24 protein-coding genes are annotated in these 26,966 nt (G+C 70.0%); 13 read left to right on the top strand and 11 right to left on the bottom strand.

What is annotated here, in order from left to right:
* Window positions 1-6 precede the first annotated feature (6 nt).
* Window positions 7-891, bottom strand: a complete 885-nt coding sequence (locus OHA25_RS14495) for a DUF2268 domain-containing protein (RefSeq protein WP_327588078.1) — start codon at window positions 889-891, stop codon at window positions 7-9.
* Between the two features lie 547 nt (window positions 892-1,438).
* On the opposite strand from OHA25_RS14495, the gene OHA25_RS14490 reads away from it, so the two are divergent.
* The gene (locus OHA25_RS14490; RefSeq protein WP_327588077.1) at window positions 1,439-2,674 is read left to right on the top strand and encodes an epoxide hydrolase family protein; all 1,236 of its coding nucleotides are present in this window, start codon (window positions 1,439-1,441) and stop codon (window positions 2,672-2,674) included.
* Window positions 2,675-2,894: 220 nt separating this feature from the next.
* On the opposite strand, the gene OHA25_RS14485 is transcribed toward OHA25_RS14490, so the two are convergent.
* Window positions 2,895-3,308, bottom strand: coding sequence for a DUF4345 domain-containing protein (locus OHA25_RS14485; protein ID WP_327588076.1), 414 nt, complete (start codon window positions 3,306-3,308; stop codon window positions 2,895-2,897).
* A gap of 90 nt (window positions 3,309-3,398) precedes the next feature.
* On the opposite strand from OHA25_RS14485, the gene OHA25_RS14480 reads away from it, so the two are divergent.
* The 3 genes from OHA25_RS14480 to ligA all read left to right on the top strand — a co-directional run bounded on the left by OHA25_RS14480 (window position 3,399) and on the right by ligA (window position 6,732).
* Window positions 3,399-4,082 carry a TetR/AcrR family transcriptional regulator gene (locus OHA25_RS14480; RefSeq protein ID WP_327588075.1) on the top strand — a complete coding sequence of 228 codons (684 nt, stop codon included), beginning with the start codon at window positions 3,399-3,401 and terminating at the stop codon, window positions 4,080-4,082.
* A gap of 62 nt (window positions 4,083-4,144) precedes the next feature.
* On the top strand, window positions 4,145-4,495 hold the full coding sequence (locus OHA25_RS14475; RefSeq protein WP_327588074.1) for a hypothetical protein: 351 nt from the start codon (window positions 4,145-4,147) through the stop codon (window positions 4,493-4,495).
* 173 nt (window positions 4,496-4,668) lie between these two features.
* Complete coding sequence (gene ligA / locus OHA25_RS14470) at window positions 4,669-6,732, top strand: NAD-dependent DNA ligase LigA (RefSeq protein ID WP_327588073.1); 2,064 nt, start codon at window positions 4,669-4,671, stop codon at window positions 6,730-6,732.
* Here the strand turns inward: ligA and OHA25_RS14465 are convergent.
* Window positions 6,716-7,792: a DUF418 domain-containing protein gene (locus tag OHA25_RS14465; protein WP_327588072.1), complete on the bottom strand. Its 1,077-nt coding sequence runs from the start codon at window positions 7,790-7,792 to the stop codon at window positions 6,716-6,718. The genes ligA and OHA25_RS14465 overlap by 17 nt on opposite strands.
* Here OHA25_RS14465 and OHA25_RS14460 point away from each other — a divergent pair.
* Window positions 7,791-8,009, top strand: a complete 219-nt coding sequence (locus OHA25_RS14460; RefSeq protein ID WP_327588071.1) for a hypothetical protein — start codon at window positions 7,791-7,793, stop codon at window positions 8,007-8,009. The genes OHA25_RS14465 and OHA25_RS14460 overlap by 2 nt on opposite strands.
* A gap of 103 nt (window positions 8,010-8,112) precedes the next feature.
* Window positions 8,113-8,835: a GbsR/MarR family transcriptional regulator gene (locus OHA25_RS14455; protein ID WP_327588070.1), complete on the top strand. Its 723-nt coding sequence runs from the start codon at window positions 8,113-8,115 to the stop codon at window positions 8,833-8,835.
* Here OHA25_RS14455 and OHA25_RS14450 read toward each other — a convergent pair.
* Complete coding sequence (locus OHA25_RS14450; protein ID WP_327590978.1) at window positions 8,832-9,257, bottom strand: DUF6082 family protein; 426 nt, start codon at window positions 9,255-9,257, stop codon at window positions 8,832-8,834. The two genes, OHA25_RS14455 and OHA25_RS14450, sit on opposite strands and share 4 nt — an antisense overlap.
* A 229-nt stretch (window positions 9,258-9,486) precedes the next feature.
* Here OHA25_RS14450 and OHA25_RS14445 point away from each other — a divergent pair, with 229 nt between their 5' ends.
* Complete coding sequence (locus tag OHA25_RS14445; RefSeq protein ID WP_327588069.1) at window positions 9,487-10,914, top strand: glycoside hydrolase family 6 protein; 1,428 nt, start codon at window positions 9,487-9,489, stop codon at window positions 10,912-10,914.
* A gap of 57 nt (window positions 10,915-10,971) precedes the next feature.
* Here the strand turns inward: OHA25_RS14445 and OHA25_RS14440 are convergent, their stop codons facing one another.
* Window positions 10,972-11,358 carry a YciI family protein gene (locus tag OHA25_RS14440; RefSeq protein ID WP_327588068.1) on the bottom strand — a complete coding sequence of 129 codons (387 nt, stop codon included), beginning with the start codon at window positions 11,356-11,358 and terminating at the stop codon, window positions 10,972-10,974.
* Window positions 11,359-11,437: 79 nt separating this feature from the next.
* A complete protein-coding gene (locus OHA25_RS14435; protein ID WP_327588067.1) occupies window positions 11,438-12,064 on the bottom strand; it encodes an ArsR/SmtB family transcription factor in 627 nt (208 codons plus the stop codon).
* Window positions 12,065-12,343: 279 nt separating this feature from the next.
* On the opposite strand from OHA25_RS14435, the gene OHA25_RS14430 reads away from it, so the two are divergent.
* From OHA25_RS14430 to OHA25_RS14420, 3 genes are read left to right on the top strand one after another with little or no spacing between them, the layout of a single operon-like run.
* Window positions 12,344-15,256: an AfsR/SARP family transcriptional regulator gene (locus OHA25_RS14430; RefSeq protein ID WP_327588066.1), complete on the top strand. Its 2,913-nt coding sequence runs from the start codon at window positions 12,344-12,346 to the stop codon at window positions 15,254-15,256.
* A gap of 44 nt (window positions 15,257-15,300) precedes the next feature.
* Window positions 15,301-15,636 carry an ArsR/SmtB family transcription factor gene (locus OHA25_RS14425; protein WP_327588065.1) on the top strand — a complete coding sequence of 112 codons (336 nt, stop codon included), beginning with the start codon at window positions 15,301-15,303 and terminating at the stop codon, window positions 15,634-15,636.
* Between the two features lie 11 nt (window positions 15,637-15,647).
* Window positions 15,648-16,202 (top strand): GNAT family N-acetyltransferase, encoded by a 555-nt coding sequence (locus OHA25_RS14420; protein ID WP_327588064.1) that lies wholly within the window; start codon window positions 15,648-15,650, stop codon window positions 16,200-16,202.
* 79 nt (window positions 16,203-16,281) lie between these two features.
* Here the strand turns inward: OHA25_RS14420 and OHA25_RS14415 are convergent, their stop codons facing one another.
* From OHA25_RS14415 to OHA25_RS14395, 5 genes are all read right to left on the bottom strand, one after another.
* Window positions 16,282-18,105, bottom strand: a complete 1,824-nt coding sequence (locus tag OHA25_RS14415; protein ID WP_327588063.1) for an ABC transporter ATP-binding protein — start codon at window positions 18,103-18,105, stop codon at window positions 16,282-16,284.
* Window positions 18,105-19,883, bottom strand: coding sequence for an ABC transporter ATP-binding protein (locus tag OHA25_RS14410; RefSeq protein ID WP_327588062.1), 1,779 nt, complete (start codon window positions 19,881-19,883; stop codon window positions 18,105-18,107). Before OHA25_RS14410 ends, OHA25_RS14415 begins: the two co-directional genes overlap by 1 nt.
* 167 nt (window positions 19,884-20,050) lie before the next feature.
* Window positions 20,051-20,851: an aminotransferase class IV family protein gene (locus tag OHA25_RS14405; protein WP_327588061.1), complete on the bottom strand. Its 801-nt coding sequence runs from the start codon at window positions 20,849-20,851 to the stop codon at window positions 20,051-20,053.
* 34 nt (window positions 20,852-20,885) lie between these two features.
* Entirely contained in the window at window positions 20,886-21,725 is an 840-nt protein-coding gene (locus OHA25_RS14400) for an NmrA family NAD(P)-binding protein (protein ID WP_327588060.1), read from the bottom strand.
* Between the two features lie 83 nt (window positions 21,726-21,808).
* Window positions 21,809-24,553, bottom strand: coding sequence for a helix-turn-helix transcriptional regulator (locus OHA25_RS14395; RefSeq protein WP_327588059.1), 2,745 nt, complete (start codon window positions 24,551-24,553; stop codon window positions 21,809-21,811).
* Window positions 24,554-24,651: 98 nt separating this feature from the next.
* On the opposite strand from OHA25_RS14395, the gene OHA25_RS14390 reads away from it, so the two are divergent.
* From OHA25_RS14390 to OHA25_RS14380, 3 genes are read left to right on the top strand one after another with little or no spacing between them, the layout of a single operon-like run.
* Complete coding sequence (locus OHA25_RS14390; RefSeq protein ID WP_327588058.1) at window positions 24,652-25,116, top strand: SAM-dependent methyltransferase; 465 nt, start codon at window positions 24,652-24,654, stop codon at window positions 25,114-25,116.
* Window positions 25,117-25,131: 15 nt separating this feature from the next.
* Window positions 25,132-26,625, top strand: a complete 1,494-nt coding sequence (locus OHA25_RS14385) for an FAD-dependent monooxygenase (RefSeq protein WP_327588057.1) — start codon at window positions 25,132-25,134, stop codon at window positions 26,623-26,625.
* Window positions 26,606-26,914, top strand: a complete 309-nt coding sequence (locus OHA25_RS14380) for a serine hydrolase (RefSeq protein WP_327588056.1) — start codon at window positions 26,606-26,608, stop codon at window positions 26,912-26,914. Before OHA25_RS14385 ends, OHA25_RS14380 begins: the two co-directional genes overlap by 20 nt.
* The last annotated feature ends 52 nt before the right edge of the window (window positions 26,915-26,966 follow it).

Here is a 26,966-nt window from a genome sequence, read left to right as displayed (position 1 = left end):
CCAGTGTTACCCGCGGCGGAGCGTAGTTGTGATGATCTCCGAGCTGTCGGCGTGCAGGGCCTGCGCCGCCGTCTGCCCGGTCGCCGTCAGGTAGGCGTCGACCAGCCGGTTGCCTGCGGCGTACCCGGCGCCCATCGGCAGTCCCACCGGGGTGAGGCCGAAACGCTCGGCGCCGGGGTCACCGTGCACCCAGGCAGTGAAGTTCTGCATGCCTGTCACGTCGAGCCCGGTGAGCACCTTGCTGAAGACCTCGTCGTCGTGGAGGTGCGGCACGCCGATGCGGGCGGGGCCGAGCTCGTCACCGTAGAGCTGGCGGGCGAAGGCGTCGGCCAGGCCCTCGCCGACGATGTGCTCGCCGACCGTGACGGTCATCGGGTCCCACACGATCCCGCCCGGGCCCCACCGCAGGTTGTGGTGCAGTTCGTGCACGGCGGTGGCCTCCAGCCGCTCCACGTTCTCGGGGAAGGGCCAGAACGTGATGGCGATGTTGCCCGAGATGCCGCCGAACCCGGTCACTCCTAGGCAGGGACCCATGAAGTGCTTGTCAGCCGGATCGCCGAGGACGAACAGCACGGTGATGTCCGGGACCTCCAGCCCCGGCGTCGCCTCCAGCTGTACGGTGAGAGCGTCGTCGAGGGCGCGTTGCATCCGCTCCCAGGCTCCGGCCGCCGCCAGGGTTTCGAGCGCGTCGAGGCAACGCTCCTCGTCGCGGTCGATGGGGAATCCGGATGCTTCGAGGTGCATGGCCACCAGGTCGACCTCGCCGGGGTAGTAGCGGTACATGCCCCTGGTGGGCTCCAGCATCGAATGCAGCAGGTCAACGCGGTCCGCGGCCGGGGCCAGCAGGATCCGCCTCATGGCGGAGTAGGTGTCAAGAACAGTGATCGACATGGCCCCGATGCTAGGAGTTGACGCAGCGTCAAGGTCAAACCAGCGGCTCTTTCACCGGGATACGGCCGGTATGCCGTCACCCGGTCCCGTCACGACCGGTGGTTCGCCGCTGCGCGAGCCGGACAAGTCCGCCTCCGCCCCGGCTTCTGCAGCCGCTCTTCGGTAACGATCGGCCCCCGCTGACCGGTGCTTTCCAGACAACCCACGGCCTCGTTGCGGACACCGTCGCCAACGAGGCCGTCCAGGTCAGAGGCCCCGCAAAGATCAGCGGCTCAAGATAATGATCACCTATGCAACGCCGCCCCGGGGCGGACGTGGAAACGTCCTATCGTTAGAGCCGTTGAGTGTCCGCGCCGGTGCCAAGGTAGTCGAGTCGCGGCGAAAGGAGCGCATCGGTCGCCCGGCCGCCTGGTTGGCTAGCCCGACCCGCACCACCGGCAGGCACTCGCCGCGTCGCCGCCCGCACGTCTTGAAATGGCGCGGTGTCGGCGCCAATCACCCAACAGGCCGACGACACCGCTTCCCCGACCCAGTAAGGAACCACGCCATGACCACCCCGCACGCCTTCCCCCTGGAGCCCACCCCGATCCATGTGCCCGACAAGGTCCTCGATGACCTGCGCGCCCGTCTCACATTGACCCGGCCGCCGCTTGACGAGGGGAACGGGGACTGGTCCTACGGCGTCCCGGACAGCTATCTCCGTGAGCTGGTCGCCTACTGGCGGGACGCCTACGACTGGCGCAAGGCCGAGGCCGCCATCAACGCCTACGAGCACTACCAGGTGAGCGTCACCGGTGTCCCAGTGCACTTCATGCGCAAGCCCGGCTGCGGCCCTCGCCCGATCCCGTTGATCCTCACCCATGGCTGGCCGTGGACGTTCTGGCACTGGTCGAAGGTGATCGACCCGCTCGCCGACCCGGCCGCGTTCGGCGGTGACCCCGCCGACGCCTTCGACGTCATCGTGCCGTCTCTGCCCGGCTTCGGTTTCCCCGGCCCGCTCACTGGCTTTCCGGACGTCAACTTCTGGAAGGTCTCCGACCTCTGGCACACCCTGATGACCGAGACCCTGGGATACGAGAAGTACGCCGCCGGGGGCTGCGACATCGGCGGGATCGTCTCCAGCCAACTCGGCCACAAGTACGCCGACGAGCTGTACGGCATCCACATCGGCTCCGGGCTGCCGCTCGACTTCTTCACCGGCCCCCGGGCTTGGGACTTCGCGCGGAATCGGCCCCTCACCGACGACCAGCCCGCCGATATCCGCGCCCGGATCATCGAGCTGGACCACCGCTCGGCGTGCCACCTCGCCGTGCACATGCTCGACGGCGCCACCCTGGCCCACGGACTGAGCGACTCACCCGCTGGACTGCTCGCCTGGCTGCTGGAGCGCTGGAACGCCTGGAGCGACAACGGCGGCGACGTCGAATCCGTCTTCACCAAGGACGACTTGCTCACCCACGCCACGATCTACTGGGTGAACAACTCCATCGCCACGTCGATGCGTTACTACGCTAATGCCAACCGCTACCCCTGGACCCCCGCCCACGACCGCACCCCGGTCGTGCAGGCCCCGGTCGGCCTCACCTTAGTCACGTACGAGAACCCGCCCGGCATCCACACCGCCAACGAGCGCGTCCGGGCATTCAAGACCGGCCCGCAAGCCGATTGGTTCAACCACGTCAACGTCAACGCCCACGACCATGGCGGCCACTTCATCCCCTGGGAGAACCCCGACGCCTGGGTGAGCGACCTGCGTCGCACCTTTCACGGCCGCAGGCCCTGAACGACCCTGCGGGCTGTCTGGTGACGGGCCAGGCGAACATTGCCTGGCAGGGGTGTGCGCGTCGGCCGACCGGCCCGCACCGCCCGCCACGCCGTCTGCCTGAGTCGGCCTCCCTGCGGGACCCCGCTCGCCGCCACCTCTCCCGGGGGCCCTGTCATACCCACCGTCACGCCCGTTCCGTCAGTGGGCCTCACCATCAGCGCCGTGAGCTCTGGCGATTTCATCGCCCGGCGGGCACGGCCCCCACATCGCTGCGCAGGGCCCGCTCCTCTGCGTCGGCCAGCCAGAACAAGACCGGCGGCAGACTGAGCTCGATCACCGCCAGTGCGATCTGGAACCACTGCGGCCAGCCGTGCACGGCGAGCGAGAGCAGCCGCCCCACGCCGCCCAGCAGGAAAACACCAGCCAGCCACCGCACCGCCCGAGCCGGGATCGGACGCTGCCGCGCGGCCCAGAGCCAGGCCAGCCCGTAGCCGACGAAGCTGGCCCCCATGAACCGGCCCCAGCTGTCGACCGTCGCGCCGGCGGAACCGGCGCCGGGGATCGCATCGTTGCCGAGTGCCACGTGGAACAGGCCGATCGTCACGCAGGCCCAGCCCATCAGTTGTGTGAGTATGCGCAGAACCCTGGCCATAATCCCTCCAAGCCGTCTTGGCGGAGCTTAGTTGACATGCGTCTACTACATTGGACGCACTAGTAGACGCATGTCAACTAAACTTCATTTATGCCTCCCCGCCAGCGGCTCACCCCCGCCGAGCGCCGCGCCCAACTCCTCGCCGTCGGCGCAAGGCTCTTCGCCGCACACCCCTACGCCGATGTATTGATGGAGGAGGTCGCCGAACAGGCCGGTGTCTCCCGGGCCCTGCTCTACCGTCACTTCCCCAGCAAGCACGCCCTCTTCGCAGCCGTCTACCAGCGGGCGGCGGACCAGCTGCTCACCGAGACGCGGCTCGACCCCGCCGACACCCTGGTGAAGCAGCTCATCCAGGGCATGGACGTCCATCTCGACTACTTCGTGGCGAACCGCAACGCCGTCCTCGCCGCGAACCGGGACCTCGCGGGCGACCCGGTGATCCAGACGATCATGACGAACGAGCTGGACGCGCTCCGTGCGCGACTGCTGGCCATCCTCCCACTCGCGGACGAGAGCGCCCGCGAGGCCATGTCTGGCGTCCTGAAGAGCTGGCTGGTCTTCGTCCAGGTCCTCTGCGTCGACTGGCTCACCCACGAGACCTGTACCCGCACCCAGCTGCGCGACGTCTGCATCGGCGCGGTTCTCGGCGCCCTCCGGCCGCTGCTCGCCGAGGACCCCGCCCCCGACTGGCCGCCACAAGGGTGCGGCGCAGTTGCGGCGACCCACACAGACCGTCACCCGGCCCCCGCCGAGTCCCTTCACCAAGCACCGTAATGGTGACTGCGAGAAAGATAGTGACCCAGACCCAGGCCGTGACATCGACAGAGACAGTCCGAGTGGCGGGGATCATCGCCGACGGCGTCGTCAAGATGTTGCTTGCTGCCGCCTTCATCATCGGCGCTGCCCGGCTCGGTCATCTGCTCGGCGTGTCCGCCTGGCTGATGGTCATCTCAGGCGTGGCCCTGCTGATCGGTGGCGGGATCGAGATCAGATATGTGCGCAGCCGCCCGCTGCCCACCTACACGCGGCTCATGGTTGCCTACGACGGTGGATGGGTGTTGGCGGCGCTTGCCGGCCTGCTGACGGCATGGCGGGGCAGCAGCGCCGGGGGTGAGGTGTGGATCGGATACCAGACAGCAGCTCCCATTGTGCTCGCAGCGCTGCTGGTGACTGCCACCCCCGTGTAGAGGACTTCGAACACCCGCGCAGAGGACTCCGCACGCTGACATGCGGGGCGGAAATGTCGGTGCCGGCCGCAGTTCAGGGACGGATTGCGGGGCGGAAAAATCGGTGCCAGCCGCAGTTCAGGGGACGGTTTGCCGGACCTGGAAATGTCGGTGGCTCCCGGCATGATGGGGTCATGACCGAGACGCCCCCCATCACCGTCCTGGCCGACGACACGGCCTACGCCGAGGCCGTGCAGCTGGCCGTGGACTCCGCCGCGGCCTACTACGGCGACGGCACCTCCACGCTCGACGACGACGCCTACGACCGGCTGGTCCGCGGCATCCAGGCCTACGAGGAGGAGCACCCCGAGTCGGTCCTGCCGTCCTCGCCCACGGGCAAGGTGGCCGGCGGAGCCGTCGTGGGCGACGTGCCGCACACGGTGCCGATGCTCAGCCTGGACAACGTGTTCAGCGCCGAGAAGCTGGCGGACTGGGCGGCCGCGCTCGAGCGCAGGCTCGGCCGGGCGGTCACGGTGTGGAGTGTGGAGCCCAAGCTGGACGGGCTGGCGATCTCGGCCCGCTACCGCAACGGCCGGCTGGCCCAGCTGGTCACGCGTGGCGACGGCAGCGCGGGCGAGGACGTCTCGCACGCCATCGGCACCATCGTCGGCCTGCCGGACCGGCTGGCCGACGCGGTCACGGTGGAGCTGCGCGGCGAGGTCATGATGACCGCCTCGCAGTTCGAGGAGGCCTGCGCCAAGCGGCAGGCGCACGACGGCACCACGTTCGCCAACCCGCGCAGCGCGGCCGCGGGCACGCTGCGCACGCGGGAGCGGCCCTACGTGTGCGAGCTGACGTTCTTCGGCTACGGCGTCGTGCCGCCGCCGGACGACCACTCCGACGTGGCCGTGGGCCTGCGCGAGTGGCCACACAGCCAGATCATGGACTGGGTCGCCGGTCAGGGGGTGCAGACCACGGCCGCCACGCCCGTGGCGGGGATCGTGGCCGAGACGCTGGAGCGGGTGCAGGAGCGCATCGGGGAGATCGCCGCCGCCCGTCCCGAGCTGCCGTTCGGCATCGACGGCATCGTGATCAAGTGCGATCTGGCGGCCGACCAGGCGGAGGCCGGGTTCAGCTCGCGGGCGCCGCGCTGGGCGATCGCCTACAAGCTGCCCGCCACCGAGAAGATCACCAAGCTGCTCGGCGTGGAGTGGAACACCGGCCGCACCGGCGTCATCGCCCCGCGCGCCGTGCTGAAGCCGGTCGAGCTGGACGGCAGCATCGTCACCTACGCCACCTTGCACAACGTCGCCGACATCACCCGCCGCGGTCTGATGCTCGGCGACAGCGTGACCGTCTACAAGGCGGGCGACGTGATCCCCCGCGTCGAGGCGCCGGTCGTGCACCTGCGCACCGGCGACGAGCAGCCGATCGACATCCCGCAGGTCTGCCCGGTGTGCGGGGATGCGATCGACAGGTCGCAGGAGCGCTGGCGGTGCGTACGCGGCCGCGACTGCCAGGCGATCGCGTCCATCATCTACGCGGCCGGCCGCGACCAGCTCGACATCGAGGGCTTGGCGGAAAACCGCATCAAGCAAATGCTCGACGCCGGTTTGATCGGTGACTTCGCCGACCTGTTCTTCCTGACCCGGGAGCAGCTGCTCGGCCTGGAGCGCATGGGCGAGACCAGCACCGACAACCTGCTGGCGGCCCTCGAGCAGGCCAAGACGCGGCCGCTTAGCCGGGTGTTCGCGGCGCTCGGCGTCCGCGGCACCGGCCGCTCGATGAGCCGCCGCATCGCCCGCCACTTCGCCACGATGGACGCCATCCGCGTGGCCGACGCCGAGGCGATCCAGCAGGTCGAAGGCATCGGCCCGGAGAAGGCGCCGGTCGTGGTGGCCGAGTTGGTCGAGCTCGCCCCGCTCATCGACAAGCTGGCCCAGGCCGGGGTCAACATGACCGAGCCAGGCGCCCCACCACCCGCCGAGGGGGAGCCGGCGCCGGCCGGGCTGCCGCTGGCCTCGATGTCGGTAGTGGTCACCGGCGCGATGACCGGCCCGCTGGCGACGTTGTCCCGCAACGAGGTCAACGAGCTGATCGAACGGGCGGGCGGCAAGGCGTCCTCCAGCGTGTCGGCCAAGACGTCGCTGCTGGTGGCCGGCGAGAAAGCGGGCTCGAAGCGGGCCAAGGCGGAGACGCTGGGGGTGCGGATCGTGAGCCCGGAAGAGTTCGCCGCCGAGGTCAGCGCATTTCTCTGACCGCGCCGGACCGATAGGAGAGCCTGCGGAGCAGCACCTCGGCCGGGCCGCGGTAGCCCGCCACCCGCATCACCTCGGCCAGCAGGATCGACGACAACCAGACGCCGATGGCCAGCGCGAAGGTGGCGGTGACGCTCATGGCGTCGCTCAGGTCCAGGGTGAACGGGTAGAACAACGTCACCCACACCACCGACTGGAACAGGTAGAAGGTCATCGAACGCTGTCCCAGCGCGGCGAGTGCCGTGGTGACCCGGCCACCCCGGACCCTGATTGCGACGAGCCCGATGGCGGCGGCCAGGCCGATGCCGCCGGCGTACCCGGTCAGGTCGTGGGCGATCGCGACGGTCCAGCCGACGGCGGCCGAGGTGCTCGTCCACGTGCCGGCCGCCAGCAGGGCGGCGGGGAGCCTGCCGATGACGGCCACGGCCATGAAGATCACGGTAACCCGGGCCAGCAGCGATGCGTGTCGCTCTGGCTCATCCAGGATCCTGCGCCGGGCGGCCCAGATCCCCAGCAGCATGCCCGGCACGACCATGATGATGGAAATGGCCGTCTCCACCGGCCAGGTCGGGATGTTGGCCACGACGTGGGCGCCGAAGGTGGGCTCCATGAACTCCGCCATGGTGACCGGCCTCGCCTGAGCCTGCACGCTCTGCCAGGCCAGCAGCAGCGTCGCGGGGATGAGCGACAGGACGCCCGCCCACAGCAGCACCGAGTCCCGCGCTCGGACGAGCTGGACGAGCACCAGCAGCGTCATGCCGTAGACCGCGATGATGTCGAGTGGCACGAGCAGCACCGTGTGCGCGAAGCCGATGGCGATCAGCCACCAGGCCCGCCGCCGCATCAGCTTCCTGATCGAGACCCAGTCGCTGCCCCGGGCCTCCTGACGGTGGGCCAGTTGGCCGAGCCCGTAGCCGAACAGGAACGCGAACATGTCGCGCGCCTGGTTGTCCGCCAGGAGGGACTTGATGAACTTGGCGGCGGTGTTGAGCACGGCCGGCCCGGCGTTCCAGTCGCCGGCGAACGCGGGCGCGTGCGCCAAGGCGATCAACAGGAGCATGACACCACGTGCTAAATCCGGTGCGAGCGATCTCGCGGTCACGCTGGTGGGGGTTGTCAGCGTCATGCCGATTCCTTCCAGTTCCACAGGCGACCAAGTCGCGATAGTACGTGTTCATGGCAGGGAAAACGCTACTTTGCCTTCACTGTTTCGTCAAAGTATCGCCGATCAGTATGGCGAGTTATCGCAGGTGAATCGCCTGAAAATTTTGCAATGAGTATGTCGACAAATGCAAGGTGAATCACGACCACTTGCAATGACATGCTCACGAACGCAATACTGCCCTCCCAGGGATGACGAGTGGCGGGAGGCGACCACCGATGCCGGGAGGCAGGCTGACCCACCAGGACCGCCGGCACATCGCCAGGGGCCTGGCCGAGGGGCTCACGTACACCGAGATCGCCAGAAGCCTGCAACGGCCGATCTCGACCATCACCCGCGAGGTCGCCCGCAACGGCGGAGCGGGCGGCTACCGGGCCGACCAGGCGCAGCAGGCAACGGCGGGCCGCGCCCGCCGCCGCCGACCCATCTCGTCGTCCGGCCCACCGGCCACCGACGCACCCGGCCGTGACCCGCACGCGGTCCGCGACCTGGAGGAGCAGTTCACCGGCGCGATGACCGAGGCCGGGTTGTCACGCATGACCGCTCGGGTGCTCACCTGCATGTACACCGCCGACAGTGGCAGCCTCACCGCCGCCGAGCTCGTGCAGCACCTTCAGGTCAGCCCGGCGTCCATCTCCAAGGCCGTCGGCGAGCTCGAGCAGCAGGGGCTGATCCGGCGTGACCGCGACCCGCGCCGCCGCCGCGACCGGTACGTCATCGACGCGGACGCCTGGGTCCAAGGCTGGATCGTCAGCGCCCGCCGGAACGTCACGATGGCCGACCTCGCCCGTAAAGGGGCCGAAATCGTCGGCGCCACGACGCCCGCCGGCGCCCGACTGAAGGACGTCAGCGAGTTCTTCGATCACGTGGGGCGCCACATGATCCAGGCAGCCGAGCACTGGCGGCAGACCTCCATGTCAAGGCGGACGATCAGCCGTTAGTCCAGCGGCGAAGGAGGATGCCGATGCCGACGGCGACCACCACCCACTGCACAGGCCTTGACCCAGCTCGAACATCGAACGCCAGAACGCGAAGTGCTTGTTGACGTAAATGCCGTGCCGGATGCACGGATCGTCGTGCGAACCGCGCGAATCGTCCCCAAGGCCCGTAGGAGCCGCGGCTCATCCATGCCCTGCCGCATAATCTCGTAGTGCAGCGCCTTCGCAGCCTGCTCGTTGGCGACGCGCACCGCCCGGCCCTGCGTGAACAGCGAGAAGGCCACGCCGAGCAGCGACAGGGCCGTGAGCAGCGAACCCACGGGGGCGAACGCCTCGCCGACGTCGCTCAAGAACGCCCAGTCCCAGCCTGGAGCGGCATGGGCGAAACGGCCGAGAACCATGGGGATCTGGAGGAGCACGACCATCGCCACACACACAGGGCTGCGGTGGCGGCCAACCCGATGAGGACCTTCTGCCACTTGCTCGTGCCGAGACCTCACAGAAGTGAAGAGACCGCCGAACACACCATTGGGTCAGCCGTCATGATCGCACCCGACCATCCACCCGGGTTTCCGTAAATAGTCACGAAAGCCGCGAATCTCTGTGATATTGGATCACCCTGATGGTTTCGGAAGCCCAGAAGGGACGCATAACGTGCGATCGTTAACCCGCGTGATGGCGATCACGGCCTCAGCGGTGACGGCGTTATCGCTAGCCGCTGCGGTGCCTGCCGTCGCGGCGCCCCAGCTGGTGGTGAACGGCACCTTCGCCGCCGGCACCGCACCTTGGTGGAAGTCGGCGAACACGTCGATGGCCGTGGATGCCGGGCGGCTGCGCGTCAACGTGACGGGCGGCACCGCCAACCCGTGGGACGCCATGATCGGCCAGAACGGCATCGCGCTGGCCAAGGGCACGGCGTACACGCTCTCGTTCGACGCCGCGGCCTCCGCCCAGGTCAGCGCGGTCACCACCGTGCAGCTCGCGGACTCCCCGTACACCCGGACCCTCACCAAGACGATCTCGCTCGGCACGACGAGCAAGCGCTTCAGCTTTCCCTTCACCTCCAGCCTGGGCACGTCCACCGGGCAGGTGTCGTTCCAGCTCGGCAAGAACGCCGGCTTCACCTTCCACGTGGACAACGTCTCCTTGACCGAGACCACGCCGTCGCCCACGCCGACCGCTACCACCTCCCCGAAGCCGGGATCCGGGCCCCTCGCCATGACCAGCGGCTTCTACGTCGACCCCGACTCCAACCCGGCGATCTGGGTACGGAACAACAGCGGTGACGCAAGGGCGGCACGCATCAAGTCGTCCATCTCGGCCAAGCCGATGGCCCGCTGGTTCGGCGGCTGGAGCGGGGACGTGCGCGCCGCTGTGTCCACGTACGTAGCGGCGGCGAACTCCGCCGACAAGCTCCCGGTCCTGGTGGCGTACAACATCCCGGGCCGCGACGCCTGCGGCGGGCACTCCGGCGGCGGGGCGGGCAGCGAGTCTGCGTACAAGACGTGGATCTCCGCGTTCGCGTCCGGCATCGGCAACCGTCCGGCGGTCGTCATCATCGAGCCCGACTCGCTCGGCGACTTCGGCTGTATGAACGACACCGCCATCCAAGAGCGCAACCGCATGCTGACGTACGCCACCCAGCAGTTCCGCGACAAGGCTCCCAACACCTGGGCCTACCTCGACGCCGGCAACGCCGGCTGGGTCGCGGCAGGGACGATGGCGACGCGGCTGAAGAACGCGGGCGTCGGCAACATCCGCGGCTTCGCGGTGAACGTCTCCAACTACTATCCGACCGCCCAGTCGGCCACCTACGCCTCCTCGATCAACTCCTCGCTCGGCGGCGGCGCGAAGTGGGTGATCGACACCAGCCGCAACGGCAACGGCTCCAACGGCGAGTGGTGCAACCCGGCCGGACGCAAGCTCGGCGTCCCCACGCAGCTGGGTGGCGGCGGCGGCACCGAGATGCTGTTGTGGGTGAAGGTGCCCGGGGACTCCGACGGCAACTGCGGCATCGCCCCGAACACGCCCGCCGGCCAGTTCAGCCCGGCCATCGCCATCCGCCTGATCGACGGCACCTGAGGACATCCGACTGCACGTTCCGCCGTACCGTCCCCGGCGGAACGTGCTGTCACGGGCTCACATTTCCTCCCCGGAGGAGCTCATGACGGGCCGGACTTCCACGGCCGCGAAACGGGCGTCGGGGAAGCGGGCCGCGATCTCCATCGCCCGTTCGGTGCTCTCGCAGTCGACGACGACGTAGCCGGCAAGGTGCTCTCCGGCCGCGACGAACGGGCCGTCCGTGGCCACGGGCGCGCCGCCGCGTACCCGGATGGTCTTGCTGGTCACCGGGTCGGCCAGGGCTTCGCCGCCGATCAGCTCGCCGGACTCGACGATCTCCTGGATCAGGGCCTCGACCTGCGCGGTCAGTTCGGCTCGCCCTTCTGCCGGCATAGAGAGCGTACGCAGGACGGCGGGGTGGCCACAGTTCTGAGCGGCGGTGTAGATCATCAGCAGGTAACGCACGTGGGTTCCTTCACGTTCGTAGTGCCTTTGACCAGTGGTCGGAGCCTGGGGCCGGGAGTCGACATCGTCCCGCCGGAAATCACGAACGCGGGCGCCGCCCTCCGAAACGCTGGTGAACCTGGGAGCCGCCCATCAGCAAGGCCCGGCCCAGCGGCGTGGCGGTGTGGATCACGTTGGGGCCCATTCGCCGGCTGACGATCAGCCCGGCCTCCCGCAGCACCTGCGCGTGCTGGCTGGCCGCGGAGGCGGAGATCTCGTGGAGCCGCGCGAGTTCACCGGTCGTCGCCCCGTTCACGGTGGCGCGCAGGATCCCGGCCCGAGTGGAGCCGAGCAACCGCCCGACGGGGGTGCCCGGGTCGCCGGAGGGATCCTTCGGCACGCCCAGCAGGTGATCCCGCCGGTGATCCACCACCGTCAGCACGGGCGACTCCCATCGCATGGCCGGCCGGAAGCTCTCCAGCATGGCCTCGACCCCGCCGTCCAGGTAGGCGCGCCCGCGCATGGCCCGATCGGCGTCCACCATGCCCTGAATGTTCGACCAGTGCGGGCGGACAGCGGCCTCGAAGTACGCATACAGGCCGTGCCGCAGCTCGCGGGAAGGCGTCCTTGCGCCCGTCGGCCAGCCCCCAGGCCCATGACGGCGTCCTCGCCAGGCCGCCAGCTTGTCGAGTTCCTGCCGGAGGAACGGCCGGAGCGTACTCAGCACGGCGTCCACTCCGGCGTCCAGTCCGAGCGCCGCCTCAGCGGGGGTGAGGAAGTCGGGCCCTTGCGCCCCGCCAACCGGCGCATGCTCAACGCGACCTCCCACAGCGGGTCGGCCGCCGGGACGATTCGAGTCCGGACGAGATCATCGCTCGTGAAGTGAACGCAACATCTCTGTCGCCTCATGCTGAGCTCTTAAGCTTTGGTCTCAGAGAGTGGACGCACTGTCACAGACGCGACACGATTATCGGCAAACTGTTGAGAAGGCGTGAGGGGCGACCAGATGGCCGCACGGTTCCGGGTGCTCGGCGAAGTGGAGATCACCGCGGACGGGCACGTGGTCGGCCTGGGGAGCCGGCAGCGGGAGGTGCTCGCGCTCATGCTGCTCCGCGCCAACGACACGGTCACCGTGGAGCAACTGGTCGAGGCCGTCTTCCCGGATCCGGCGCCCGAGTCGGCACGCCGGCTGATCCAGAACACCGTGGGGCGCCTCCGCCGAACGCTGACCGCGGCCGGCTGCCCCGACGTGATCAGGACCAAGCCGGGCGGCTACCTCCTCGAAGCCGGACCGGACATGCTCGACCTGCTGGAGTACGTCGAGCACGTCAAGGAAGGCCGCCACGCGGCCGCCTACGGCATGGATCGGCGGGCCGTCATGTCGCTGCGCCGTGGGCTGGCGCTGTGGCGGGGCCCCTTCCTGGCCGACGTCAACGCCGTGGGGCTGGAAGCGGAGAAGGCCCGCATGCGCGAGGCTCGCATGGCCGTCCACGAGGAGTGCCTGGAGCTGGAGTTGCGGCTCGGCCGGCACCGTGAGCTGCTTCCCGAGCTGGCCGCGCTCACCAAGGAGCATCCGCTGCTCGAGCGGTTCTGGGAGCTGCGGATGCTCGCCCTCTACCGGTGCGGCGCCAAGTCGGAGGCGCTGGCGCTCTACGAGAACGCCAGGGCGATCTTCATCGAAGACCTCGGCCTCGAGCCAGGGCGCCGGCTGCAGCGGCTGGAGCAGGCCATACTCGCCGATGACCCGGCGCTCGACTTCGACATGCGCCCGGACCAGCTGCCTGTGGACGTGCCCGACTTCGCCGGGTGCGAAGAGGCCCGGTCCGCGCTGGAAGCGGTCCTGCGGCCCGACCCCGGGCACGCCACGCCCGTCATCGTCGTGGCGGGCAGGGCCGGGGTGGGCAAGACCACCCTTGCCGTCCACGTCGCCCACCGCCTGCGAGAACGTTTCCCCGACGGCCGGCTGTTCGCCCGGCTGCGTACCATTCACGATCGCCCCGTGCCGGCCGGTGAGGTGCTCGCTCATTTCCTGCGGGCCCTCGGCGAGCCGTCCCACGACCTCCCCGACGGCGTGAACGAACGCGCGGCCAGGTTCAGGGAGTGCCTGACGAGCCGGCGGGTCCTCATCGTGCTGGACGACGCGGTCAACGAGGCGCAGGTGCGTCCCCTCCTCCCGGGCGGCGCGGAGTGCGCCGTACTGGTTACCAGCAGATCCAAGCTGGCCATCCTGCCCAGCACCGGCCGCCTGGAGCTGGAGGAGCTGGAGCCGATCCAGGCCATGCGCTTCCTCGCCAGGCTCGCCGGCGCGCAGCGGCTGTCGGCCGAGCCGCAGGCCGCGCACGAGCTGGTCGGGCTGTGCGAGAACCTCCCGCTGGCGCTCAGGATCACCGGCGCCACGCTGGCCGGCCACCCCCACTGGCAGGTCGGCCACCTGGTGAAGCGGCTCAGGGACGAACGGCAACGGCTCGAGGAGCTCGGCGACCTGGCAGTGCGCGGCGCCATCGCGCTGGCCGCCGATGGGCTCGACCCGGCCGCGCTCCGGCTGCTGTCCGCGCTGGCCCACACCGACACCCCGGAGATCCCCGCCTGGACCGCCCTGGCTGCGGACGGTACACCGGACCTGGTGGACAGCCTGGTCGACGCCCAGCTCCTGCACGTGGCCGGGCCCCAGCGTTACCGCCTGCACGACCTGGTCCGGGCCCACGCCCGCGAGCTCGGCGGGGCCGAGTCCGTCCCTCGCGTGCTCGGCGGCTGGCTGGCGCTGGTCGAGCGGGCGCACCGGACGGCGTACGGCGACCACGCGGCCCTGCACGGCACGGCCGCCCGCTGGCAGCCCCCAGGCGTGGACGTCGTCGAAAGCGATCCCCTGACCTGGTACGACACCGAGCGCCCGAACATCGTCGCCGCCGTCCGCCAGGCCGCCGCACTGGGCCTCGACGAGCTGTGCTGGGACCTGGCCCTGAGCGCGGTGTCGTTGTTCCAGACCCGAGGGCACTACGACGACTGGCAGGAGACGCACCGGGTCGCGCTCAGCGCCACCCGCGCGGCGGACAACACCCGCGGCTCAGCGGCCCTGCTCACCGGGACCGCCCTGCGGGAGGCGTACCGGCATCGCTACCGGCCGGCCGGCGCGGCCATCGAGGAGGCTCTGGAGCTCTTCGAACGGTGCGGCGACCGGCACGGCTGGGGGTTGGCGAGCACGGTGGCCGGGTTCATGGCAGGCATGCGCGGCCGGTACGCCGAGGCGGTCGAACGGTGCGGTCAGGCGCTCGACGCAATCCGCCAGGCCGCTGACACGGGCGCGGAGGTTCTCGTGCTGCGCCTGCTCGGCCAGCTCCTGCTGGACGTCGGCCACGCCCGCCCGTTCCTGGACGAGACCGTCGTCGCCGGCCAGCTCACCCATCCGGAGGTCGGCTACCGAATCGGCGAGCTGCTCCTCACCTCGGGGCGGCTGCGCGAGGCGGAGCAGGCGTTCACCGACCTGCTGTCCACCGTCACCGAGCTCGAGGATCTGCGATGCGAGGCCTTCGCCCGCTACGGCCTCGGCTATGTGCATCTCGAGCGGCGCCGGTACGCCGCGGGCGAGGATTACCTCCATCAGGCCATCGAGCTGGCGAGTGCGGTGGACGCGCCGCTGATCGAGGCCAAGGCGTGGCTGGCGCTCGGCGCGGCCAGCAGGTCGCGCGGCGACTACGAGGCGGCGCTGCACGGGTTCGAGCGGGCCGAGCGGCTGGCGCAGTCCATCGACTCGCCCCTGTGGCAGGCCCGCGCCCTGCGCCAGGCGGCCGTGGCGCACAGCGAACGGGGCTGCGAGACGGCGGCCGCCGCGGCGCGTGCCCGGCTGGGCGAGCTCCTCGCCTCCATCGGCGCCGTCGACTCCGACGTCGACGCGGGAGTCCCGTCCCTGCGGGTTTTCTGACCGGCCTTCCGGATCGACCCTTAATCGTCTATCGTCGATTATCGATGGATAGTCAAGAGGGGCCTTTGGCGCGGGCCGAGGCCGAGGAGTACGCCGGCTGGTTCAAGGCGCTGGCGGATGCGACGCGGATCCAGATCGTGTCGCTGCTGGCGCGGCGGCGGACGCCGATGAGCGTGGGTGAGATCGTGGCCGCCTCCGGGGTGGGGCAGTCCACGGTGTCGCATCACCTGAAGATCCTGGCCGAGGTGCGGTTCGTGCTCGTCGAACGACAGGGCACCTCCAGCCTGTACCGGATCAACGAGGCCTGCGTGAGCTGCTTCCCGACCGCCGCCGACGTGGTCATGGGCAACCCGGTGCCGGGCGCGCCCACCTGCGAGTGAAGGGGACCGTGATGGCGCACGACGAGATCATCGATCGCTCCTCGAGCCTGGCCGGACGGGCCGCCGCCGGTCCCGGGCTGGAGATCCGGCCCATGCGCGAGGCGGACGCCGCCCAGGTGCTGGCCATCTATCAGGCCGGGCTGGACACCGGGCAGGCCAGTTTCGAGACGACGGCGCCGAGCTGGGAGGGGTTCACCGCGGCGCGGCTGCCGCACCTGCGGTATGTGGCGGCCGACACCGGAACCGGCCAGGTCGTGGGGTGGGTGGCCGGCTCGGCGGTGTCGGCGCGGCCGGTGTACGCGGGCGTGGTCGAGCACAGCGTCTACGTGCATCCCGGTTGCCAGGCGCACGGCATCGGCACAGCGTTGCTGACGACGTTCATCGTGGCCTGCGAGGACGCCGGCGTGTGGACCATCCAGTCGGGCATCTTCCCGGAGAACACGGCCAGCCTCGCGTTGCACCGGGCGCTGGGCTTTCGCGTCGTGGGCACCCGCGAGCGCATCGGCCGCCACCACGGCCGCTGGCGCGACGTCGTCCTCGTGGAACGACGCAGCCCCGCCTGCTGAGCCGCGGGCCCGCCTGCTGAAGCGCGGGCCCGCCTGCTGAGGCGCAGCCCCGCGGGCGAGCGGCAGGACCTGCGCCGTCTCAGTCGCCGCCGACCGACACGAACCCCGTCCCGGCCCGGTAGTTCGGCGACTGATGCCGGAAGTAGGTGTTGTAGACCTCGCAGTAGCGCCCTCCACGCGCCAGCAACGTCCCGTGATCACCTTCCTCCACGATCCGCCCGTGATCGAGCACGATGATCCGGTCGACGTGCTCGATCGTGGACAGCCGATGCGCGATGACGATCGAGGTCCGCCCGGCCAGCACCAGATCCAGCCCTTCCTGGATCTGCGCCTCGGTCAGCGGATCCACACTGGCGGTGGCCTCGTCCAGCACCACGATCGCCGGGTCCTGGATGAGCAGCCGGGCCAGCGCGACGAGCTGCCGCTGCCCCATGGACAGAGCCCGCCCGTGCTCCCCCACATCGGTCTCCAGCCCATGGGGCAGGGCATCGATCCAGTCGCCACCGCCCACGGCGGCCGCCGCCGCACGCACCTCCTCATCGGTGGCCTCCGGCCGCGGATAGCGGATGTTGTCGGCGACGGTGCCGCTGAACAGGAACGGAGCCTGCGGCACCGCACCGATCTGCCGGCGATAGCTCCCCAGCTCCAGGCCGCGGATGTCCTGCTCGTCGATCAGCAGCCGCCCTTCCTGGAACTCGTAGAAGCGCGTGATCAGCTTGCTGAGCGTCGACTTGCCCGCTCCGGTGTGCCCCACGAGCGCCACCGTCTCCCCGGCCTCGATGACCAGGTCGAAGTCACGCAGCACGGGATTGCCGGGATCGTAGCCGAACGTGACGCCCTTGAACTCGATGTGCCCCGCCAGCTTCTCGGCCGGCCGCGGATCGTTCTGCACCACCCTGGGCGGCGCGTCGATCAGCGCGAAGACCCGCTCGGACGCCGACAACCCCTGCTGGAACTGCGACCAGAACGCGGCAATGGACGTCAACGGGAACCAGAAGAGCGCGACCCCCTGCAGGAACAGGTACCAATCACCAGCGGACAACCCACCCGCCAGCGCCCTTTCCCCGCCCAGCTGAACGAGGACGACCGTCGCGAGCCCAGCCACTGTGAACAGGACGGGGAAGATGGTGGAGAAGACGAACCCCTGCCGGAGCGTCACCTGATAGCTCTGCCGGTTGATGGGCCGGAACTCCTCGTAGACCTGCCGCTCCTGCCGGAAGTTCTTGGCCACTGCGATCCCGCCCATGGTCTCCTGGAGGTTCGCATTGACCCGGCTCAGGGACCGCTGCGCCCTGCGGGTGCTGGCCCTGGCCATCCGCCGGAACACCAGCGCCAGTGCCACCACGATCGGCACCACCAGCAACGTCAGCAGAGCCAGCTCCACGCTCCGCACGAACAGCAGCACCGTGACGAACCCCACCATCAGCACCTGGCTGATCAGGTCCATCGTCAGCGTGGACACGGCGGCGAAGTCGTCGGTGTCGGACGTCACCCGGCTGACGATCTTCCCCGACGGCGTCTCGTCGTAAAACGACAGGTCCCGCTCCAGCACCGCGTCGAACGCGTCCTCCCGCAGGCGCAGCACGACATCCCCGGTGACCTGCGCGCTGTATTTCTGCCGCACGAAGTTGACCACCCAGGAGAGCGCGCCGGTGCCGAGGATCCCCGCCGTGAGCATCCATCCCACCTGGCCGATCGTGCCATTCGCGATCGCGTCGACCGCCAGGCTGCCCAACGCCGGTATGGCCGCCTGACTGGCCGACATCAGCACGATCATCGTGGCGACGAGGACCATCGCCCCCAGCTTCGGCCGGAAGTAGGACAAGATGCGCCGCAGCAGATCACGGTCGTTGTATTTCCGGTCGTAGTCCTCGGCGTCCAGGCCGTCCATGAGGAAGCCCATCAGCGCACCCCTCCCTGCTCGCCGGCCATGGACGGCTCGGCCTCCGCAACCTCATCACCCATCTCGACCTCGTCGTAATGGGCGAAGACCCGCCGGTAGAGGCGGCTTCGCGCGATCAGCTCGTCATGCGTGCCGAAGTCGACGACCTGGCCCCGCCTGAGCAACAACACCTTGTCCGCCCACCGAATCTGCGAGAGCCGATGAGTGATCAGCAGCGTCGTCCGGCCTTCGAGGATGCGGCCGATGGCCTGCTGAATCTTGTCTTCCGTCGCCGAGTCGATGGCGCTGGTGGAGTCGTCCAGCACCAGAATCGCCGGATCGGTCAGCAGGGCCCGCGCGATGGCCAGCCGCTGACGCTGCCCACCCGACAGGGTGACCCCCCGCTCCCCGATCACGGTGTCGTATCCCTCGTCGAGCTCGCCGATGAACTCGGCCGCCTGGGCGTCCTCCGCCGCCCTGACCACCGCGTCATGATCGGCCCGCTGCCCCAAGCTGAAGGCGATGTTCTCGGACACGGACCGCGAGAACAGCACGATGTCCTGCTCGATCGTGGAGATCTGCGACCGCAGCGAATCCAGATCCCAGTCCCGCACGTCGACACCGTCGACCAGAATCCGGCCGCCCGTGACGTCGTAGATCCGCGGGACCAGCTTCGTCAGCGTGCTCTTCCCCGACCCGGTCTCCCCGACGATCGCCACCGTCTCCCCCGGCCGCACGGTGAAGGTGAGCCCACGCAGCACGGGCTCGCCGTCCTCCTGGTAGCCGAAGGTGACGTCCTCGAAGACGATCTCCCCGGTGATCGGCGCGGCATGTCCGTCCACCCGCTGCTCGATCTCACTCTCCCCGGTGACGATGCTGAGGATCCTGCGCGAGGACACGATCCCGATCTGGATCAACGAGAACGTGAAGAGCGACATCTGCGTGGGGAACCCGAGCATCCCCATGAGCCCCATGAACGCGACGAGCTCCCCGAGGGTGATCGCCCCGATGCCCTGGAGGTAGAGCCCGTGCCACAACGCCCCGGCCATCGCGAAGGAGAACAGCAAGGTGGGCAGGTAGCGGGCCTGCACGAGCCCGTTTCGTACGAACGAGTCCCGATAGCGCCGCGCGTTGGCACGGAAGCGCCGCCGCTCCTGCCCTTCCTGCGCGGTCACCTTGATCACCTCGATGCCCCGCACCGCCTGGTTGAGCCCGGCGTTGAGATCTCCGAACTCCTCCCGCATCCGGGTCGCCACGGGGTTGAGCTGCCTCATGTAGTGCCAGAGCGCGGCCGCGAAGACGACCGCGAAGACGCCCGGCGCCAGCAGCAGCCTCGGGTCGATGGCGGCGATGAAGAACAGCGGCACGATCCCGGTGAGACCCGAGTCCACGATCAGATCGACGCCTGGCGTGATCATGATGGACAGTTGCCGGATGTCGTTGGCGGCCCGGGCCATCAGGTCCCCGACCCGCTGCCTGTTGTGGAAGGTCTGGCTCTTGCCCAGCAGGCTCACGTAGAGCTCGTCGCGTGCGTCCCGCTCCAGCCGCTTGGCCAGGACCTCGCTGGACATCCGCGCGACGAGGTCGAACACCCCTCGGGCGATCACGATCGCCAGCAATGCCAGCGCGATGAGCCCGAGCGCGTCCATCGGCCGGCCCCGCTCCCCCAGCACGGCGTCGAAGGCGTCGCCGGTGAGCTGCGGCACCATGGCGTTGAGCACCGTCATGACCACCGACCCGCCGAGGAACCCGACGAGGTAGAGCGGATGACGCCGCAGATGGGACCAGAGCCAGCGCACCGGACCACGCCGGCTATATCGTGGCCCGGAAACGGAGAACTCTGACGTGCTGGTGGTCACGGGCACCGCCCCCGATGCGGTTCGGCGAAACTTCGACCCCGCTTTCTATCACCGGCCACCGACAGTTTCCCAACGGTTTTCCCCGGGTCTCAGGGGGACCAGCGCCGTTACGGCGCGGTGAGCGGTTCGGCCTGATAGGCCCGGTGCAGCAGCTGCACGAACGCCGGCGCTTCAGGCAAGGACACGGATCCGATCCGATGGACCGCCACTCCCGGTGTCCATGAGTTCATGACCACAGCCCCGGCCAGCGCGGGCAGGCCGGCCAGCGTGACGTGCTGGGCGCGCTGGGGCACACCGAGGCGATCGAGCTGCCGGCGCACGATGGCCATCGTGGTGCCGCCCAGCATCTCGGCCTCCGGCCAGACGACCGCGGTGCCGTCCCAGAAGGCCAGGTTCCAAATCGAGCCCTCGCTGAGCCGGCCCCGGCGGTCGACGAAGGCGGCGTCGTCGAACCCCTCGCGGACGGCCTGCCGGAGAAAGTACGTCTTGGCCCCCTCGCCGACATGCTTCACAGCCGGGAGGAACCGTTCGTGCTCGACTGCCGCCAGCGCGAGCGGCCCTCGCGGGCCTGACGCGGCCGGCCCCGTACGAACCAGCAGCTCGGGCTCCACCTCAGCCCCTGCCGAGGTGAACTCGCCGGCCGGGGAGTACGCGGTGGCCCTCAGCGACACGTCGGCCGGGCCGGCCTGCAGTGCCGCCCGGAGACAGGCCCGCACCCGCTCATCCGGCAACGCCCGGCCGAACAACTCGACGGAAGCGGATCGCAACCGCTCCAGGTGGAGGTCCAGGCCCCGCACCTGGCCTCCACGCACCTGCATGGCGGTGAAATGCGCGTAGCCCGCGAAGGCGAGCGGCCCCAACTCCTCGGCCGTCGCCGCGCGGCCGTTGCGGTGCACCACATATGTCATGGGACGACGCTAAAGCTTCACACCGATATGAAGGTCAACCTGCCGTGCGGAAGGCGTCGGCGTGTGCGTGCGCCCATTGCTCGAACGTCCGCGGTGGCCGTCCGAGCACGTCCTGCACCGTCGGGTGCACCTCGGACTCGTCGAGCGTGCCGTCCACGAAGAACTGGAAGAACGCGTCGACGTACTCGACCGGCATGCCCGCCTCCATCTCCGCCCGCGCCTCGCTGTTCGTCAGCCCTTCGCACCGCAGGTCCCGGCCGAGCACCCGGCCGAGGACCGCGACCTGGTCGGCGGGCAGCAACGCGCGTGGACCGGTCAGCTCGTAGATCCGGTCCTCGTCGCCGTCGCTCATCAGCGCATGGGCCGCGACGGCCGCGATGTCGTACGGGTCGACGACCGCGACCGGCACCTCGGCGAACGGCACCCGCACCACGTCGCCGGCCGCGAGCTGCGGCAGCCAGCGCAGCGCGTTCGACATGAACGACCTGGGCCGCAGCATGGTCCAGGACAGACCCGACTCCCGCACGGCCCGCTCCGAGAGCGTCATGTAACGGGAGACGGCGTTGCCGAGGTCCTCCAGCGCGGCCGAGCCGCCGCTCAGGAGGACGACGTGGCGCACCCCGGCCTTACGTGCTCGGGCGAGCAGGCCAGGCATGTCCGCGTAGCCCGACAGGAGGAACAGCCCGTCGACGCCGTCGAGCGCTTCGACCAGGCTTTCGGGCCGGTTCAAGTCGCCGGTCACGGGCTCGGCGCCGGGTGGCAGCGCGTGGCCGTGCGGGTCACGGACGAGCGCCCGGACCTGCCGGCCGGCCGAGGTCAGCACGCCGACCAGCTCGGAACCCACGTTCCCTGTCGCACCTGCCACCAAGATCATACGAACCTCCGTGCCGCAACGAACCCGACCGCAAGGGTAGATCAACGCGGCCGCGATGCGCGATGCCCCGGTCCACGGCGCTCCTAAGGTTGGGCACTGCCGAAATCGATGCCCGACAGGTCGGCGCGCGAGGAGACGCCCAGCTTCGGGAACGCCTTGTAAAGGTGGGATCCGACCGTCCGTGGACTCAGGAACAATTGGGCGCCGATCTGCCGGTTGGTGGCGCCGGTCGCGGCAAGCCGTACGACCTGGAGTTCCTGAGGAGTGAGTGTGGCGAGCGGGTTCGGCGCGACGCCGAGCTCCGGCAGGTCGGCGCGGGCGCCGGCCGCGGCCAGCTCCGCACGGGCCCGCTCGGCCCAGGGCACGGCGCTCATCGCCGCGAAGCGGCTCATCGCGGAACGCAACTGCACCCCGGCGTCGGAGCGCCGCCGCGCCCGGCGCAGCCATTCGCCGTACAACAACTCCGTCCTGGCCTGTTCGAACACCCGCCCACCGCGGGCGTGCCAGTCGAGCGCCGCCTTGTACTGCGCCTCGGCCTCCTCGCGCGAGGCGAGCAGCGCGCGGCACCGGTACGCGACCGCGGTCGCCCACGGCCGACCGCTGGCCGCAGCCCAGGCGTCGAACCGGATGAACGCCTCAACCGCCCGCTCCGGGACGCCCAGGCGGGCACAGGCCTCGACATGGTCCGGTAGGGCGAAGGTGACGATCACGGTGTGGCCCAGTGGGCCTGCCAGCACCCGCGCCATCCGCTCGGCCACCGCCTCGTATCGGGCTCGCACGAGGTCGAGCAGGGTCAGCGCACAGCCACCCCAGCCTGATCCGTGGCGTTCCTGGGCGGCGCCTTCGGCCTGCTGGGCGAGCCGCAGGCACCGGTCGTCCTCGCCTTGGATCGCGGCGAGCCGCGCGAGGATGCCATGCAGGTGCCGTAGCCGTCCCGCCTGCCCGGTGTCGTGCGCGATCTGCCACGCCTCCGCGCCTGATTCGGCCGCCTCGGCATGCCGTCCGCGCAGGATCCGCGCCTGGGTGAGGAGCTGCAGAGCGTGCGGTAGTGCACCGATCAGGCCCTGGTCCCGGCAGGTGCCGACGCGCGCGGCGGCCAGCTCACAAGCCGCGTCGTCGTCGCCGGTCATCAGCGCGCTGAACACCGCGTACGTACCGACGACCGGATCGGTGACGCGGCCCGGTGGAATGGCGGCGCGCAGGAGCGGTAGTCCCGCGGCCGGATCGCCGGCGGCCACCCGTTCCATGCCACGCACTGCCGCGGCCACCGGTGCGAGGCGGGGGTCGATGCCCGGCCGGAGGGATTCCAGCAGCTCCGCGGTCTGCCGGAGGGCGTCGTGGTCGCCGGCGAACCAGGCGTCGCCCGCGGCGGTCGCGAGCAGGGACGCCGCCTCGTCCGGCGCAGTACGGGCGATGCCGGAGGCGGCCTCGATCAGCGTGGACGCGGCCGGAGCGCCATGTTCCGCGTCGACCGCGGCCCGTACGGCGGCCAGCCGCGCCAGCACCGCGGCATCGCCGGTCAGCCGCCGCCCGCGATCGGCTGCGGCGCCGGCCCGGGCGAGCTGGCCGGCCCCGAGAGCCGCCTCGGCGGCGGCCATCAGCCGGCGAGCCCGTTGCCGCGGATCGACGGTGAGCTGCGCCGCGCGCTCGTACGCGGTGGCGGCCGAGGCATGGCTGCCGCGCCGCCTGGCGCGCTCCCCGGCGGCCGCCAGCACGGTTGAGGTCTCCTCATCGGGTCCGACCGTGGCCGCGGACAGATGCCAGGCCCGGCGGTCGGCGTGCTCGTCACCGTCGAGCGCGCCGGCCAGCGCACGATGCGCGGCCACCCGCCGAGCGACGGGCGCCTCGTGGTACGCGGCCGCCTTGACCAAGGGGTGGCGGAACCGCAGCCGGCCCTCGGAGACCTGCACCAGCTGAGCGCGTTCGCCCGGTTCCAGGTCAGGCAGCCCGACGCCGAAGCCCTCCGCCGCCTTCAACACGAGCTCCAGGCTGCCGGAGTCCTCGGCTGCGGCGATCAGGAGCAGGAGCTGGGCGGGCTCGGGCAGCCGGCGGATCGCGGCGCGAAAGGACTGCTCGAGCCGCCCGGCCAGGGGAAGCCGCGGCGGTTCCAAAGGCAGCGGGCTGAGCTGCCCCGCACGCTGCCCAGGCGTGAGCGACCCGGCGAACTCCAGGAGAGCCAGGGGATTCCCCTCGGCCTCCTCGATCAGGCGGTCCCGGACCTCCGGCACCAGATCGGCCGCCGCGTCTGCGAGGAGCGCCTCGCAGTCCTCCCGGTCCAGCCCGGCGAGCTCCAGCTCGGGGATGCCGGGAACGGAGGACTCCCGAGCGGCCAAGATCATGGCAATCCGCTCGGCCCCCAGCCTGCGCGCCGCGAACGCCAGCGCGTCCACCGACGCACGGTCCACCCACTGCGCGTCGTCGACGAGACACAGCAGCGGACGGTCGGCGGCGAGGTCGGCGAGCAGGGTCAGGACCGCGAGACCGACCAGGAAACGATCAGGCCCGCCGCCCTCGCCCTCGCCCTCACCCTCACCTTCGCCGAACGCACCGCGCAGCGCTTCCCTTTGCGCTGCGGGAAGTGCCGGGACGAGGTGCCGCACCGCTCTCAGGAGCAGATGCAGGGCTGCGAAGGGCAGCTCCGCCTCGGCCTCGACGCCGGTGATCCGCAGCACCAGCAGATCATCTCCGGCCGTACGCGCGGCCTCCTCCAGCAGCGCCGATTTGCCGATGCCCGCCTCTCCCCGCACGACAACAGCACCGCCCCGGCCGCTGCCGGCCTCAGCGATCATCCTCTGAAGAAAGGCGATCTCCGCATTCCGGCCGATCATGATGCCCCGACCTTACCTAACCGGCTCCCCAGGTCTGCGTGCGACTTCAGTCATCGTGACCTATTCGGCAGCGGCTGCCCTCTCGTACGGTCGGTCGTATGGAGATCGTGGAGACACAGCCGGTGGGAACCGTCGTCGGCGGGCGGAGCGAGGCGTTCGACGACGACTGGAACACCGTCGAGGCGTTGATCCGGCTCGACGAGACCCGCTTCAAGCCTGACGCCCTCGCCGGGCTCGCCGCGTTCTCGCACCTGGAGGTGGTGTTCCTCTTTCACCTCGTGGAGCCGGCTTCGGTGCACACCTCGGCCCGGCGCCCCAGGGGCAATCCGGAGTGGCCGCGGGTGGGAATCTTCGCGCAGCGAGCCAAGAACCGCCCGAACAGGCTGGGCGTCTCCCGCTGCCAGTTGCTCGCCGTCGACGGCCTCGACGTGCGCGTACGCGGCCTGGACGCCATCGACGGCAGCCCGGTCCTCGACCTCAAGCCGTACATGGCCGAGTTCGGCCCGCAGGGCGAGGTCGTGCAGCCGGCTTGGGCGACCGAGTTGATGCGCGACTACTACTGAGACAAGGGGCCCCATATGTTCGCCGAAAACACCACCGATGTGCTGGTCGTGGGCGCAGGCCCGACCGGGCTGCTGCTCGCCGGCGACCTCGCCGAAGCAGGCCTGTCCGTCACCCTCCTCGAGGCCCGCTCCCACAAGATCAGCAACCTGTCCCGGGCCTTGGTCGTCCACGCCCGCGTGCTGGAGCAGTTCGACGTCCGCGGGATCGCGGACGAGGTCGTCAAGCTCGGGCACCCCATCAACCGGCTGCAGCTGTTCGAGCGGGGTCAGCTCGACCCCTCCCGCCTCCCCAGCCGCTACCCGTTCGTCCTGTTCATCCCGCAGTACGAGGTCGAGCGGGTGCTGGAACGGCGAGCCCGCGCGGCCGGCGTCACCTTCGCCTACGACACCAAGGTCGTCGGCTTGGAGCAGGACCCGAACGGTGTCACGGCCCGCGCGGTCCCCGGCAAGGACGCGGATCCGAACGGCCCGTCCACCACCTACCACGCCTCCTACCTCGTCGGGACGGACGGCGTGCACAGCTCCATCCGGCAGGCGATCGGTCTGCCCTTCCCCGGCAAGTCCATTCTGAGCTCGCTGATCCTGGCCGACCTCAAGCTCGAGCAGGCGCCGGATCGGCCGTTCACGGTGAACGCCGTCCCCGACGGGTTCGCGTTGCTCACCGAAATGGGCGACGGCTTCCACCGGCTCACCGGATGGAACCGGCACCACCAGCTGCCCGACGACGCGCCACTGGACGTCGAAGAGATCAAGGAACTGCTGAGGCTCAACTTCGGCACCGACTACCGCATCACCGAAGTCCGCTGGAAGTCTCGCTTCCACAGCGACGAACGGCAGGCGCCCGCCTACCGCGTCGGCCGGGTCTTCCTGGCCGGCGACGCCGCGCACGTGCATTCCCCGGCAGGCGCCATGGGCATGAACACCGGCCTGCAAGACGCCGCCAACCTCAGCTGGAAACTCGTGGCCGTGCTCCGCGACGGAGCAGACGACCACCTCCTGGACACCTACCAAACCGAACGGCACGCCATCGGCAAGATCGTGCTACGGATGAGCGGAATGCTGGTACGCGCAGCACTGCTGCACGGGTATGCCGCCCGGCTGCTCCGCGCCACCGCCGGAACCATCCTCAGCAACGTCCGCCCGCTCGCCGACAAGGCAGCCTCCATGATCTCCGGCATCGGCATCGCCTACAAAGCCCCGCGCGGCACGCACAAGCTCACCGGACGACGCGCCCCCGACCTGCGGCTGGCGGAAGGACGGCTGAACGAGCTGCAGCGCGGCGGCAGGTTCGTGCTGATCACTCCCGCCGGGCAGCACGCGGACGCGCCCATTCCCGACCAGGTCGTACGCGCCCACTGGACCGGCGACCGCCGCACCACCGCCCTCGTCCGCCCCGACGGCTACTTCTGCTGGGCAACAGACAAGCCGGACGCCGAGGCCGCGCTCCAAGCCGCACTGACCACCTGGGCGGGCCCTCCCCCCAGCCTGCGTGAATCCCGCCGGCGGTAGCGGTGACCTGCCGATCCTGCCTGCGTCGGCCGCCACCCGCATGAACCCCTCACTCGACTGGGCGGCGGGTGAGATGATCTCGACCGGCCGCGACCTCAACCGTTTCCTGGCCGCGCTGGCCGGCGGGCGAATCCTGAGCAGTTCCTCGCTTGCCGCCATGCGCACGGTCCAGGCGACCGATGCGGGCTTCGGCTACGGGCTCGGCCTTCAGGAATATCCGCTGCCCTACGGCGCGGAGGCATGGGGGCACAGTGGCGAGCTGATCGGCGACGCCGGCGTGCACGCGTGAGCCGCTACGCGAGCCTTCGCGTTCGCCTCGGCGTAGGCGGCATCTCGCAGGT

This window comes from Nonomuraea sp. NBC_00507, from assembly GCF_036013525.1.
Lineage (GTDB): Bacteria > Actinomycetota > Actinomycetes > Streptosporangiales > Streptosporangiaceae > Nonomuraea.
Note: the sequence above shows the minus strand (reverse complement) of the source record. Positions and strands in the feature narration are given on the sequence as shown.

Bases quoted from the DNA above. Each gene is read 5' to 3' on its own strand.
- OHA25_RS14495 (WP_327588078.1), bottom strand. From the start codon at position 891: ATGTCGATCACTGTTCTTGACACCTACTCCGCCATGAGGCGGATCCTG.
- OHA25_RS14490 (WP_327588077.1), top strand. From the start codon at position 1,439: ATGACCACCCCGCACGCCTTCCCCCTGGAGCCCACCCCGATCCATGTG.
- OHA25_RS14485 (WP_327588076.1), bottom strand. From the start codon at position 3,308: ATGGCCAGGGTTCTGCGCATACTCACACAACTGATGGGCTGGGCCTGC.
- OHA25_RS14480 (WP_327588075.1), top strand. From the start codon at position 3,399: ATGCCTCCCCGCCAGCGGCTCACCCCCGCCGAGCGCCGCGCCCAACTC.
- ligA (WP_327588073.1), top strand. From the start codon at position 4,669: ATGACCGAGACGCCCCCCATCACCGTCCTGGCCGACGACACGGCCTAC.
- OHA25_RS14460 (WP_327588071.1), top strand. From the start codon at position 7,791: ATGACACCACGTGCTAAATCCGGTGCGAGCGATCTCGCGGTCACGCTG.
- OHA25_RS14465 (WP_327588072.1), bottom strand. From the start codon at position 7,792: ATGCTCCTGTTGATCGCCTTGGCGCACGCGCCCGCGTTCGCCGGCGAC.
- OHA25_RS14455 (WP_327588070.1), top strand. From the start codon at position 8,113: ATGCCGGGAGGCAGGCTGACCCACCAGGACCGCCGGCACATCGCCAGG.
- OHA25_RS14450 (WP_327590978.1), bottom strand. From the start codon at position 9,257: ATGGTCGTGCTCCTCCAGATCCCCATGGTTCTCGGCCGTTTCGCCCAT.
- OHA25_RS14430 (WP_327588066.1), top strand. From the start codon at position 12,344: ATGGCCGCACGGTTCCGGGTGCTCGGCGAAGTGGAGATCACCGCGGAC.
- OHA25_RS14425 (WP_327588065.1), top strand. From the start codon at position 15,301: ATGGATAGTCAAGAGGGGCCTTTGGCGCGGGCCGAGGCCGAGGAGTAC.
- OHA25_RS14420 (WP_327588064.1), top strand. From the start codon at position 15,648: ATGGCGCACGACGAGATCATCGATCGCTCCTCGAGCCTGGCCGGACGG.
- OHA25_RS14415 (WP_327588063.1), bottom strand. From the start codon at position 18,105: ATGGGCTTCCTCATGGACGGCCTGGACGCCGAGGACTACGACCGGAAA.
- OHA25_RS14405 (WP_327588061.1), bottom strand. From the start codon at position 20,851: ATGACATATGTGGTGCACCGCAACGGCCGCGCGGCGACGGCCGAGGAG.
- OHA25_RS14400 (WP_327588060.1), bottom strand. From the start codon at position 21,725: ATGATCTTGGTGGCAGGTGCGACAGGGAACGTGGGTTCCGAGCTGGTC.
- OHA25_RS14395 (WP_327588059.1), bottom strand. From the start codon at position 24,553: ATGATCGGCCGGAATGCGGAGATCGCCTTTCTTCAGAGGATGATCGCT.
- OHA25_RS14390 (WP_327588058.1), top strand. From the start codon at position 24,652: ATGGAGATCGTGGAGACACAGCCGGTGGGAACCGTCGTCGGCGGGCGG.
- OHA25_RS14385 (WP_327588057.1), top strand. From the start codon at position 25,132: ATGTTCGCCGAAAACACCACCGATGTGCTGGTCGTGGGCGCAGGCCCG.